Here is a 12,225-nt window from a genome sequence, read left to right on the forward strand (position 1 = left end):
CTGCTAATTGACGGCGGCGGTGAGCGCCGGGTCAGGACAGCGCTTGATCCAGGTCGGCCAGCAAATCCTCGGTGCCCTCCAGGCCCACCGAGATCCGCACCATGGCGTCGCTGAGCCCGATGGCGTCGCGGCCCTCGGGTCCCATCGCGCGGTGCGTGGTGGTCGCCGGGTGGGTGATCAGCGACTTCACATCACCCAGGTTGTTGGAGATGTCGACCACCTGCAGTTTGTCGAGCACCTCGAAGGCCCGCTGCTTGCCGGCGTCCGCGGGGGCGTCGAGTTCGAAGGTGATCACCGTGCCGCCGCCCGACATCTGTTTGCGGGCCAGGTCATATTGCGGATGCGACGGCAGGTACGGGTAGAGCACCCGGCGCACCCGGGGGTGCTGCTCCAAGAACTCGGCGATGCGCTGCGCGGACCGGTTGGCGTAATCGACCCGCACCGCCATGGTCTCCAGGCCCTTGAGCAACGTCCAGGCGTTGAACGCGCTCAGCGCCGGGCCGGTGTGCCGCATCAGGGTCTGCACCGGGCCGTCGATGTATTCCTGGTCACCCAGGATCGCGCCACCGAGCACCCGGCCCTGGCCGTCGATGTGCTTGGTGCCCGAGTACACCACGATGTCGGCGCCCAGCGGCATCCCCTGCTGCAGCAGCGGGGTGGCAAAGACGTTGTCCAACACCACCTTTGCGCCGGCGGCATGGGACAGCTGGCAGACCGCCTCGATGTCGACCAGCGCCTGCATGGGGTTCGACGGGGTCTCGAAGAACACCGCCTTGGTGGGCACCGACAGTGCCTGCTCCCACTGCTCGAGGTCCTCGCCGTCGACGAACACGGTCTCGACTCCCCAGCGCGGCAGGATCTCGTTGCACACCACGAAGCACGAACCGAACAGGCTGCGCGCGGCCACCAGCCGGTCACCGGCGCCGAGCAGCGCACCGAGCGCGGTGAACACCGCGGCCATCCCGCTGGCGGTCGCGAACGCGGCCGGGGCGCCCTCGATCAGCCGCAGCCGCTCTTCGAACATCTGGATGGTGGGGTTGCCGTAGCGGGAGTAGACGAACCGCTCGATGTCACCGGTGAAGGCCTTCTCGGCGTCGCCGGCGCTGGCGTAGACGTAGCCCGAGGTCAGGTACAGCGCTTCGGAGGTCTCCTCGAACTCCGAGCGCAGCAAGCCGCCGCGGACCCCGATGGTGGCCTGGCTGACGCCGTCGGGCAGGGCCGCCGGGATCCGCACCGACGGCACCTGGGGTTCGGTCACGACTGCACCCAGGGCAGGCCGACGGCCTTCCACCCGGTCTGACCGCGGTGCCGTTGCTCGTCCAGGTTGCCTTCGAAGCCGTCCAGGATGTTGTACGACGGCCCGATCCCGGCCGCGGTGGCGGCCTCGGCCGAGCCGATCGAGCGGTTGCCCGAGCGACACAGGAACAGCACCGGGCGTTCGCCGGGGGTGACGCCGGCCGCGGTCAGGTCGGCGACGAAGTCCGCGTTGCGGGTTCCGTCGAGGCGGTTCCACTCGATGAACACGACCTCGCGCCCCAACCCGGACAGGTCCGGTACGCCGACGAACTTCCACTCGGCGTCGGTGCGCACGTCCACCAGGACGGCGTCGGGGTTGTCGTTGAGCATCTTCCACGCCTGCTCGGGCGTGATGTCTCCGGCATAGCTCACGTCACGATTTTTCCACACCCGGTTGAGCCGGTTTCAGGACGGCGTCTCCGAGCACATCCGCCAGGTGCCGTCTTCGCGGGTGAATTCGGCGGCGATCTCGATCTTGTCGTCCTCGGCGTTGGCGAAGTGGTAGACCACCGTGGCGGTGGCCCGCTCGCCGTCGACGGCGACGCCGATCACGTTGTCCACGTAGCGGGCGCCGCGTTCGGCCACCGACTTGTCCTGTCTGGCCAGCACCGCGGCTTCGGTGCCGGCCTGCGCCGCGCAGGTGTTGGCCCGGAACGCCGCATAGTCGCCGCGCTGCAACGCGTCGTTCTGTCCGATCGCGGCGCGCACCACGCCTTCCTGCTCCTGGTCGCTGCCCCGGCTGAGCACGGTGGCGACGACAATTCCGATCAGTACGACGGCAATGACCACCAGGGCGGCCAGGAACGGGCCCGGCCCGCCGGAGCTGGGATCGTCGTCGCTCATCGGTTCGCCTTTCCTAATGCTGCGGTGGCCTGCCGGACCCGGTCGCGGGCGGTCGGGACGTCGGGTGCGGTGGCCAACGCGACCGCGGCCCGACGGCGCGCCGGCCCGTTGCCGGCACCGGCCGAGCCGACCCAGACGTCGGTTTCGGGCACCGCGAGGGCCGCGCCCAGCGCCGACGTGGTCGGTGTGGCGTCGGCGCCGGAGGCTTCGGCGCCGGTGGCTTCCGGAACCAGATAGCGGACCTCGGCGGCCGCCGGCGAGATCATCAGCGCGTCCACCGGCAGACCCAGCGTGGCGCGCGCATGCAGATCGAACTGGGACAGCCGCTGCGAGCGCAGCGTCACCAGCGCGGCATCGCTGGGGATCGCGGACACATCGGAGAAGTACACCTCATCCCCGCGGATCAGCAGTTCCACCGCGAACACCCCGCGGCCGCCCAGCGCACCGACGATCCGGGCGGCCACCGAGCGCGCAGTCTCGGCGGCGGTCGGGCTCAGCGGTTGCGGCTGCCAGGACTCCAGCACCGTCTCACCGGTGCCGCCGGTGACGTGCCGGTGCCCGATCGGGTCGAAGAAGCGCAACGGACCGTCGGTGTCGGTGCGCACGGCCAGCAACGTCACCTCGTGGTCGATCTCGACGACGGTCTCGGCCAGCACCCGGTGGTGCGCGAACTGACCGCCGGCGGCCACGGCGCGCTGCCAGGCAGGTTCGACGTCTTCTGGCCGCAGCAGCACCGACTGCCCTTCGCCGGGTACCGCCATCATGGGTTTGACCACCAACGGCAGCCCGGCGTGCTCGGCGATCGCGGTCAGCTCGGCCGCCGACCCGGCGAACCAGAACGGTGCGGTGGGCAAACCCAGTTCGTCGGCGGCCAGCCGGCGCAGCCCTTCGCGGTCCAGCGCCAGCCGGGCGCTGCGCGCGCTGGGCACCACCTGCACATCGTCGGCGGCGTGGACCAGCGGGTCGACCGCGACGGCCTCGGTGGCGGGTACCACGAAATCCGGGGCCACCCGTTCGAGCAGCGCGCCGAGCGCGTCCGGATCGGTCAGCTGCACCACCACGGCTTCGTCGGCGACCCCGTGCGCCGGGGCGCCGGGATAGCCGTCGGCGGCCACCACGTGCGCACCGAGTTGCTGGTGCGCGATCACCAACTCGCGGCCGAAATCACCCGAACCCAGCAGCAGCACCACCGGTCGCGGCCGTGAGCTGTCGACTGGAGTGCTGGGCATGCCCACAGGATAGGTGCACCTGCCCGCCCCGCCGGTAGGGCGACCGAGGTCACGTTAGGGCCGGCACTTTGCTGGGTATCTTGGGCCGGTGACCTGGACCCGATTCGGCGAGGCCGTGACCGCACGCAGCTCCTGGCTCATCGCGCTGCTGGTATTGCTGTTCGGCGGTGCACTGTTGGGCGTGTCCGGCAGTTCGGACTCGGCGTCCCAATCCCCGGTGGCACTGCCCGAGTCGGCCGAGGCGGCGCGCGCCGCGCAGGTCCTGGCCGAGTTTCCCGGCGGGGATCAGGCGCCGGCCATCCTGGTCGTCACCCGCACCGACGGCGCCGCGCTGTCACCGGCCGACCGGGACGCGGCGACCGCGGCCAGCCAACGCATCTCAGGTGCACCGCCGGCGGTGTCCCCCGATGGGCAGGCCGCACTGTCCGCGGTTCCGTTGGACACCGCACTGTCCGGTTTCGAGCTCAACGACACGGTGAAGTCGTTGCGCGACAAAGCCTCCGACGGCCTGCCCGGCGAGCTGCGGGCACAGCTGACCGGAGGCCCGGCCTTCGGCGCCGACATCGCCGACGCGTTCTCCGGGGCGAACTTCACGTTGTTGGCGGTGACCGCGGCCGTGGTGGCCGTGCTGTTGATCCTGACCTACCGCTCACCGGTGCTGTGGCTGGTTCCGCTGCTGGTGATCGCGTTTGCCGACCGGGTCGGTGCGGTGCTCGGCGAACACAGCGCAGAGCTGTTCGGGCTGACATCCGATGGTTCCACCGCCGGCATCACCAGCGTGCTGGTGTTCGGCGCGGGCACCAACTATGCGCTGCTGCTGATTTCGCGCTACCGCGAGGAGCTGCGCCGCCCGCAGTCCGGCAGCACCACGCCGGCCCGGCACGCGCTGCCCGACGCCGGTGGTGATCACCGCGCGGCGTTGGCGGTCGCGGTGCGCACCGCCGGTCCGGCGATCCTGGCCAGCAACGCGACCGTGGTCCTGGCCCTGCTCACGCTGCTGCTGGGATTGGCGCCGAGCACCCGCAGCCTCGGGGTGCAGGCCGCCTCCGGCCTGATTGTGGCGGTGTTGTTCTCGCTGCTGGTGCTGCCGCCACTGCTGGCGCTGTGCGGAACCCGGTTGTTCTGGCCGTTCATCCCGCGACCCGGTGCCGCGCCGAGCACCGAGGGCGGGGTGTGGCATTCGATCGCCGCCGGGGTCGCGCGCCGACCGGTGCCGGTGCTGGCGGCCGCGCTGATCGGACTGGTGGTGCTGGCCTGCGGCTGGCTCGGGGTGTCGACCGGGCTGACCCAGACCGAGCAGTTCCGGGTGCAGGCCGAATCGGTCGCCGGTTTCGAAACCCTCTCCGAGCACTTCCCCAGCGGCATGACCGACCCGTTGCGGGTGGTCGGCGGCACCGATCGGGCGGCCGCTCTGCAGCAGGCCATCGACGCCACCCCGGGTGTGGTCTCGGCAACCCAAGCCGGCGCCACCGACACCGGCCTGACCCAGTGGTCGGTGGTGACCGACGCCGCCCCGGCCAGCGATGAAGCCTTCGAAACCGTTACCGCGCTGCGGGATTCGGTGCAGCAGGTCGACCCCGAGGCGCTGGTCGGTGGCGCCGACGCGCAGGCGTTGGACGTCCGCGACGGTGCGGCGCACGACCGCATGGTGATCATCCCGGCGATCCTGGCGGTGGTGTTGGCCGTGCTGGTGGTGCTGCTGCGCTCGCTGCTGGCGCCGGTGCTGCTGGTCGCCGTGACGGTGCTCTCGGCCTTGGCCGCGCTCGGTTTGGGCGGCTGGGTCAGTGTGCACGTCTTCGGCTTCCCGGCGCTGGACACCAGCACGCCGCTGTTCGCGTTCCTGTTCCTGGTCGCCCTGGGTGTGGACTACACCATCTTCCTGGTCACCCGCTGCCGCGAGGAGGCGGTCGACCATGGCACCCGGGACGGCATCGTGCGCGCGGTGTCGGCCACCGGTGCGGTGATCACCAGCGCCGGAATCGTTTTGGCGGCGGTGTTCTGCGTGCTGGGCGTGCTGCCGCTGATCGTGTTGACCCAGCTCGGCATCATCGTCGGCCTGGGCATCCTGCTGGACACCTTCCTGGTGCGCACCGTGGTGATCCCGGCGCTGTTCACCCTGATCGGCCCCAAGGTGTGGTGGCCGGCCAAGCTGGACTGAAGCCGGGGCGCTACGGCTGGCCGGCCAGCAGCCGGATCATCAAACCGTTGGCCTCGGCCAGCAGGTTGCCGTCCGGGTCGCGCAGTTCGGCGTTGACGAACGCCTTGCGGCCCTCGGCTTCCCGCAGCCAGCCGCGCACCTGCAATTCGGTGTCGATCGGGGTGACCTTGCGGTAGTCGACGTGCAGGAACGCGGTGCGGCTGATCGGCCGGCCGGTGGCGTGGATGACCATGCCGAACAGCGAGTCGAACAGCAGCGGCAGCACCCCGCCGTGCACCGCCGAGTTACCGCCCACGTGGAAGCGGCTGAAGGTGACCCGCAGCAGCACCTCGTCGGGTTCGAACTTGTCGACCACCCACGGCGGCATCAGCAGACTGCCCGCGCCGGGCAGATCCGGTACCCGGTTGGCGGGCCCGACGCCCTCGCCGACCTGGAACGGCTCGAGTTGCGCGACAAGGGAATCCACCTGCTCGGCCAGGCTCTCCCAGGTGGCCGGCCCGGGGTCGGTGGACACCGCGAGGTCCTGCAACCGGCGCATACCGGCCAGGAACCGCCCGAAACCCGGTCCGGGCTGGGCGGCTTCGAAGACCGGGAAACCGCCGTGCCGGTCGTAGTTCGGGTCGACCCGGCGCGGATCCAAACCGTAGTCCGCGGACACTAGCGGGCAGCCAGGACGTCGCGCCGCACGATGGTCTGATCCCGGCCCGGGCCGACGCCGATGCACGAAACATAAGCTCCGGCAAGCTCTTCCAGGCGCAACACATAGTCGCGGGCCTTGGCCGGCAGGTCGTCGAACTCGCGCGCGCCGGAGATGTCCTCCCACCAGCCGGGCATCTCCTCGTAGATCGGCTCGGCGCGGTGGATGTCGGCCTGGGTCATCGGCATCTCCAGGGTGCGCTTGCCGTTCACGGTGTAGCCCACGCAGATCGGCACGGTCTGCAGGCTGGAGAGCACGTCGAGTTTGGTCAGGAAGTAGTCGGTGATGCCGTTGACCCGGGTGGCGTAGCGCGCGATGACGGCATCGAACCAGCCGCACCGGCGGGCTCGGCCGGTGGTCACGCCCACCTCGCCGCCGGTCTTGGCCAGGTACGCACCGTGCTCGTCGAACAGTTCGGTGGGGAACGGCCCCGAGCCGACCCGCGTCGTGTAGGCCTTCAGGATCCCCAGCACCGTGGTGATCCGGGTGGGGCCGATGCCCGAACCCACCGCGGCACCGCCGGCGGTCGGGTTCGACGACGTCACATACGGATAGGTGCCGTGGTCGACGTCGAGCAGCGTGCCCTGCGAACCCTCCAGCAGCACGGTCTCGCCGCGCTCCAAGGCTTCACCGAGCAGCAATCGGGTGTCGGCGATCCGATGCTTGAACCCTTCGGCCTGCTCGAGCAGGTTGTCGGTCACCTCGCGGGCGTCCAGCGCCTTGCGGTTGTAGATCTTGACCAGCACCTGGTTCTTGAAGTCCAGGGCCGCCTCGATCTTCTGCGCCAGCTCGCCCTCGTCGAGCACGTCGGCGACCCGGATCCCGATCCGGGCGATCTTGTCCTGGTAGCACGGGCCGATACCGCGGCCGGTGGTGCCGATCTTCTTGCTGCCGGCGTAGCGTTCCACCACCTTGTCGATGGCCACGTGATACGGCATCAGCAGGTGCGCGTCGGCGGAGATCAGCAGCCGCGAGGTGTCCACCCCGCGGTCCTCGAGCCCGGACAGCTCGGTGAGCAGCACACCGGGATCGACCACCACACCGTTACCGATCACGTTGGAGACCCCGGGGGTCAAGATGCCCGACGGGATCAGGTGCAGCGCGAAGTTCTCGCCGCTCGGCAACACCACGGTGTGGCCGGCGTTGTTGCCACCTTGATAGCGGACCACCCACTGCACACGGCCACCTAGGAGGTCCGTGGCCTTACCTTTGCCCTCGTCGCCCCATTGGGCGCCGATGAGGACGATTGCCGGCATGGCACAATCTCCTGCCCATTTGCCTTGTTGTTATGGTCACCAGCCGGTGAGACACACTATCCCAGTCCACCCCCAGGAGCCCCGTTGACCGTTGTGTTGCTGTTCGGCGAACGCCGCGTGCCGCGCAGTTTGACGGCGCTACCAGTGGTCCAGGTGAACGCGCCCGAGGACGTCGACGCCGCCCTCGACGATGCCGGCCGACTCGTCGTGCTGGGCGCGCCGGGCGACCTGGCGGTGGTTTTGACCCGGTTGCTGCGGTGCGAGCGGCTCGACGTCGAGGTGGCGCACGTGACCGGCCCGTGGACTGCCCGGCGGGCCCGCACCGCAGCGGCGCGGCGGGTTCCGTTGATCCGCGACGAGACCGGCACCGTGATCGTCGGCCGGGCCAGCTGGCTGCCGCCGGCCGACGCCGCGGCCATCGAGGGCGAGGGCATCGTCGACGACACCGTATTGTTCGACGGCCGCGCGGCCGCCCTCGACATCGAGCCGCTGCCGGACCAGCCCGGGCTGCGGGCCCGGGTGCGCGGCGGCCGCTGGGTGTCGGGCCGGGCCGCACAACTGGGCACCACCGGCGCCACCGTGCTGCGCGACGGCGTCCCGGCACCGCGAACCGTCAAACGTTCGACGTTCTACCGGCACATCGAAGGCTGGCTGTGCGTCGGCCGGCCGCGGCCGCGCCGGTGGCTCAGCCGGTAGCGTTTCGGTCGTGAACATCAGGCCCATCCGGCAGTCGGTGCGTCCGAGCCCGGTCTTTCTGGCCATCCTCGCGGTCACGGCGTGCGGCGGGGTGATCGCCTGGCAGGCCTCCTCCGACGTCAACAAGCCGCTGGCCTACCTCGGGGTGTTCATCTTCGTCATCGCCGGCTGGGTGGTCTCGCTGTGCCTGCACGAATTCGGGCACGCGTTCACCGCGTGGCGGTTCGGTGACCACGACGTCGCGGTCCGCGGTTACCTCACGCTGAACCCGCTCAGGTACTCGCACCCGGGCCTGTCGCTGGTGCTGCCGCTGCTGTTCATCGCGATGGGCGGGATCGGCCTGCCCGGCGGCGCGGTCTGGGTGAGCACCGGCGGCATGACCAAGACCCAACGCAGCCTGGTCAGTCTGGCCGGGCCGTTCGCCAACCTGGTGCTCGCGGTGCTGCTGTTGGGCACCACCGCGGTGTTCTTCGACCCGGTCCAACCCGACCACGTGGTGTTCTGGTCCGGCGTGGCTTTCCTGGGATTGCTGCAGATCATGGCGCTGGTGCTCAACCTGCTGCCGATCCCCGGCCTGGACGGTTACGCGGCGCTGGAGCCACACCTGAGTTGGCCGACCCAACGCGCCCTGGCCGGCGTCAAGCAGTGGGGCATCCTGATCCTGGTGGTGGTGTTGCTGCTGCCCCCGCTGAACGGCTGGTTCTTCGGGTTCGTGTTCGCGGTGTTCGACGCGTTCGGCGGCAACCAGGGGCTGGCCGCGATCGGCTTCAGCCAGACCTTGTTCTGGCGCTGAGCCAGCTACGCCGAGGCGGCAGCAGTCCCCTCTCCAGAGGGCTGATCCTCTGCCGCTGCCGTCCCCGGCGCAGGGAATCTCCAACCTACGTCCCGGTGTTCACCGGCTTCCAGACGCGCTGACTGCGAATGACCTGCGAAGTACCTCCCAGCGCGCGACATCGACCTTGCTTTATATGCGTATTTCTGCATATATTCTGTCGCATGGGTGCGGGTCACGCTCACGGGCACGCGCATGGGCGCGAGGACACCCGGGTCAGCCGGATGGTGATTGCGGCCGCGATCCTGGCGGTGTTCTTCGTCGTCGAGTTGACCACCGCGCTGCTGATCAATTCGATCGCACTGCTAGCCGATGCCGGACACATGCTGACCGACCTGGTCGCGATGTTCATGGGCCTGACCGCGGTGCTGTTGGCCCGCTACGGTCCGGCGTCGACCTCCCGCACCTACGGATGGCATCGCGCCGAGGTGTTCACCGCGGTGGCCAACGCGGCCCTGCTGCTCGGCGTGGCCGGCTTCATCCTCTACGAGGCGATCGAACGGCTGGGCAATGCACCCCACGTACCCGGGGTGCCGATGATCGTGGTGGCGCTGCTGGGTCTGCTGGCCAACCTGGTCGTGATGCTGCTGCTGAGGCCGGACTCCGAGCACAGCTTGGCGGTCAAGGGCGCCTACATGGAGGTGGTGGCCGACGCCGTCAGCAGCATCGGGGTGCTGATCGCCGGGATCGTCACGGTCACCACCGGCTGGCCCTACGCCGACGTCGTCGTCGCGGTCCTGGTGGCGCTGTGGGTGCTGCCGCGCGCGGTCTCGCTGGCCCGGCAGGCACTGCGGATCCTGAGTGAATCATCACCCCGGCACATCGACGTCGACGAGCTGCGGGCAGCGCTGCAGGCCGTGCCCGGTGTCACCGACGTGCACGACCTGCACGTGTGGACGCTGGTGCCTGGTAAGGACATGGCCACCGCGCATCTGACCACGGCCCGCAACCGGGTCGACACCGCGCAGGTGCTCGTCGATGCCCGGGCCGTGCTGGCCGCCCGCGGCTTGGGCCACGCCACAGTTCAGATCGAACCGCCCGACGGCGTCGGTGAGTGCGGCCTGCCGGACTGCTAACGCAAACCCAGTTCGGCGCGGGCAGCCGGATCACAGTCGTCGAGCAGATCCAGGCAGCGCTGATATTCCGGGGTTTCGCCGATCGCGTCGGCAGCCCGGGCCAGCGCGGCCACGCAGCGCAGGAAGCCCTGGTTCGGCTCGTGCGCGAACGGCACCGGCCCGAAACCCTTCCAGCCGTTGCGGCGCAACTGATCCAGACCGCGGTGATATCCGGTGCGGGCGTACGCGTAGGCGGTGATCGCCTGATCGTCGTCCAGCGCGCGCTCGGCCAGCGTCGCCCAGGCCACCGAGGCCGACGGATGCGCGGCCGCCACGATCGCGGCGCGCTCACCTGCCACCAACTGTGCTTCGGCTTCCGGATCGCCCGGCAGCAACACTGGATCAGGACCCAGCAGATCACCCATCCGCGTCATGGCGACTATTGTGCCGTGCGCAACGGACCGCGCCGGCACCGGGCGCACCGCTACGCTCAAACCTGACGGGCTCACTGAGCCGGTCATGCACCGGTCGAATCGGGAAGGGACTTTCGCCACCGTGTCAACCCCGCCGAATCCGGCCCAGCCGGATCCCGACAGCCAGCCCACCGCTGCCGTCGAACAGCCCACCGATCCGGAAACCGAGATCATCGCCGCGCAGGGTGCGGTCACCGAGCCGGACCCGTCGATCCCGCCCGGTGAGCGTCGCTACACCGCGCCGTCGGGCATGGACGGTGGAACCCAGATCATCCACCGTGCCCCGGAACCGGAAACCGAGGTCTTCGAACCCGTGCAACCCGGCGCCGAGACGGTGGTTTCAGCGACTCCGCCGGCCGACGTCACGACACCGAGAACTGCTACCCCGCAGGCGATTCCGCCTCGGTCCGGCGGTCCGACCGCGCCGCCGAAGAAGCGCAGCTGGGGTTGGGTGACAGCACTGGTCCTGGTGATCGCCGCGCTGGCTGCGGTGGCCGTGCTGGCCACCTTGCTGCTCACCCGCGGGGGCGGCGGCTCGGCGCATCCGGACCGCGTGCGCGAAACGATCATGACCTACGACACCGCGATCCAGCAGGGCGATCTGGCAACCCTGCGCAGCATCACCTGCGGCAACCAAGCCGAGTACTACAACAGCTACGACGATCAGCAGTGGGACGCCGACCAGGCCCAGATCCACGCGGCCGGTCAGTACCCGGTGATCGACCGGATCGACGAAGTGGTGATCAACGGCGAACACGCCGAAGCCAACGTCACCGCGTTCATGGCCTCGGCCCCGGCGGTGCGGTCCAAGCGCAGCTTGGATCTGCAGTTCCGCGACGACCACTGGAAGATCTGCCAGTACGAGGAGTGAGACCCGTCGCCAACGTGCGTGCACTCCCCGCACACTGCGTGCAACCAAGGCACACCTGCGAGCACTCCCCGCACACCGTGTGCAACCAGGGCACACCTGAAGGCAGTTTCGCGTGCACTCCCCGCACACTGCGTGCAACCAAGGCACACCTGCGAGCACTCCCCGCACACCGTGTGCAACCAGGGCACACCTGAAGGCAGTTTCGCGTGCACTGCCCGCACAGCGTGTGCAACCAAGGCACACCTGCGAGCACTCCCCGCACACCGTGTGCAACGGGGGCACGCCCGAAGGCAGTTTCGCGTGCACTGCCCGCACACTGCGTGCAACCAAGGCACACCTGCGAGCACTCCCCGCACACCGTGTGCAACGGGGGCACACCTGAAGGCAGTTTCGCGTGCACTCCCCGCACAGCGTGTGCAACCAAGGCACACCTGCGAGCACTCCCCGCACACCGTGTGCAACCAGGGCACACCTGAAGGCGGTTTCGCGTGCACTGCCCGCACACTGTGTGCAACCAAGGCACACTTGCCAGCACCGAAATCGTGCGTCCGGCTGGGAAAATCGCGGGCTAGCCTTTCTTGGTGCGTGTTTCCGGCAGACCCCGCTGGCCCTGGATCCTCACCACGGTCGCAATCGCCGCGGTCGCACTCACCGCGCTCGGCCTGCAATTGGCCCGGCACCCCGACACCCTGGACACCCTGCAGCAACGCCAACCCTTCCCGGCCGTCGATCGCGCGGCACTGAGTCCGCTCCAGTGTCAATGGACATCGGGAACTGCCCGTGGGCGGACATGAGGACTGCCCGTAGGTGGCCAATAAG

At 69.5% G+C, this 12,225-nt stretch carries 12 protein-coding genes; 5 read left to right on the forward strand and 7 right to left on the reverse strand.

From position 1 onward, the window contains the following. Window positions 1-31 precede the first annotated feature (31 nt). Genes AC5Y3P_RS16320 through purT form a run of 4 tightly spaced genes read right to left on the reverse strand, consistent with a single transcriptional unit; the run spans window position 32 to window position 3,368 of the window. The gene (locus AC5Y3P_RS16320; protein ID WP_500046976.1) at window positions 32-1,243 is read right to left on the reverse strand and encodes an O-succinylhomoserine sulfhydrylase; all 1,212 of its coding nucleotides are present in this window, start codon (window positions 1,241-1,243) and stop codon (window positions 32-34) included. An 11-nt stretch (window positions 1,244-1,254) separates the two neighbouring features. Next, window positions 1,255-1,668 carry a rhodanese-like domain-containing protein gene (locus tag AC5Y3P_RS16325; RefSeq protein WP_500046962.1) on the reverse strand — a complete coding sequence of 138 codons (414 nt, stop codon included), beginning with the start codon at window positions 1,666-1,668 and terminating at the stop codon, window positions 1,255-1,257. Between the two features lie 33 nt (window positions 1,669-1,701). Next, window positions 1,702-2,139, reverse strand: a complete 438-nt coding sequence (locus AC5Y3P_RS16330; protein ID WP_500046963.1) for an Rv0361 family membrane protein — start codon at window positions 2,137-2,139, stop codon at window positions 1,702-1,704. Then, complete coding sequence (gene purT / locus AC5Y3P_RS16335) at window positions 2,136-3,368, reverse strand: formate-dependent phosphoribosylglycinamide formyltransferase (RefSeq protein WP_500046964.1); 1,233 nt, start codon at window positions 3,366-3,368, stop codon at window positions 2,136-2,138. Before purT ends, AC5Y3P_RS16330 begins: the two co-directional genes overlap by 4 nt. A 115-nt stretch (window positions 3,369-3,483) precedes the next feature. Between purT and AC5Y3P_RS16340 the strand changes: the two genes are divergently transcribed. Then, window positions 3,484-5,526, forward strand: coding sequence for an MMPL family transporter (locus tag AC5Y3P_RS16340; protein ID WP_500046977.1), 2,043 nt, complete (start codon window positions 3,484-3,486; stop codon window positions 5,524-5,526). 10 nt (window positions 5,527-5,536) lie between these two features. Here the strand turns inward: AC5Y3P_RS16340 and AC5Y3P_RS16345 are convergent, their stop codons facing one another. Then, the gene (locus tag AC5Y3P_RS16345) at window positions 5,537-6,184 is read right to left on the reverse strand and encodes a PaaI family thioesterase (RefSeq protein ID WP_500046965.1); all 648 of its coding nucleotides are present in this window, start codon (window positions 6,182-6,184) and stop codon (window positions 5,537-5,539) included. Further along, the gene (locus tag AC5Y3P_RS16350; RefSeq protein ID WP_500046966.1) at window positions 6,184-7,479 is read right to left on the reverse strand and encodes an adenylosuccinate synthase; all 1,296 of its coding nucleotides are present in this window, start codon (window positions 7,477-7,479) and stop codon (window positions 6,184-6,186) included. The genes AC5Y3P_RS16345 and AC5Y3P_RS16350 overlap by 1 nt, the downstream gene beginning before the upstream one ends. A gap of 84 nt (window positions 7,480-7,563) precedes the next feature. On the opposite strand from AC5Y3P_RS16350, the gene AC5Y3P_RS16355 reads away from it, so the two are divergent. The 3 genes from AC5Y3P_RS16355 to AC5Y3P_RS16365 all read left to right on the forward strand — a co-directional run bounded on the left by AC5Y3P_RS16355 (window position 7,564) and on the right by AC5Y3P_RS16365 (window position 10,083). After that, window positions 7,564-8,175: a peptidase M50 gene (locus AC5Y3P_RS16355; protein WP_500046967.1), complete on the forward strand. Its 612-nt coding sequence runs from the start codon at window positions 7,564-7,566 to the stop codon at window positions 8,173-8,175. Between the two features lie 10 nt (window positions 8,176-8,185). Beyond that, window positions 8,186-8,968 (forward strand): site-2 protease family protein, encoded by a 783-nt coding sequence (locus AC5Y3P_RS16360; RefSeq protein ID WP_500046968.1) that lies wholly within the window; start codon window positions 8,186-8,188, stop codon window positions 8,966-8,968. A gap of 203 nt (window positions 8,969-9,171) precedes the next feature. Beyond that, window positions 9,172-10,083: a cation diffusion facilitator family transporter gene (locus AC5Y3P_RS16365; RefSeq protein ID WP_500046969.1), complete on the forward strand. Its 912-nt coding sequence runs from the start codon at window positions 9,172-9,174 to the stop codon at window positions 10,081-10,083. Here the strand turns inward: AC5Y3P_RS16365 and AC5Y3P_RS16370 are convergent. After that, window positions 10,080-10,496, reverse strand: coding sequence for a DUF3151 domain-containing protein (locus tag AC5Y3P_RS16370; RefSeq protein ID WP_500046970.1), 417 nt, complete (start codon window positions 10,494-10,496; stop codon window positions 10,080-10,082). The genes AC5Y3P_RS16365 and AC5Y3P_RS16370 overlap by 4 nt on opposite strands. Window positions 10,497-10,617: 121 nt before the next feature. Between AC5Y3P_RS16370 and AC5Y3P_RS16375 the strand changes: the two genes are divergently transcribed. Then, window positions 10,618-11,406: an Rv0361 family membrane protein gene (locus AC5Y3P_RS16375; protein WP_500046971.1), complete on the forward strand. Its 789-nt coding sequence runs from the start codon at window positions 10,618-10,620 to the stop codon at window positions 11,404-11,406. The last annotated feature ends 819 nt before the right edge of the window (window positions 11,407-12,225 follow it).

The organism is Mycobacterium sp. NGS45, assembly GCF_059812645.1.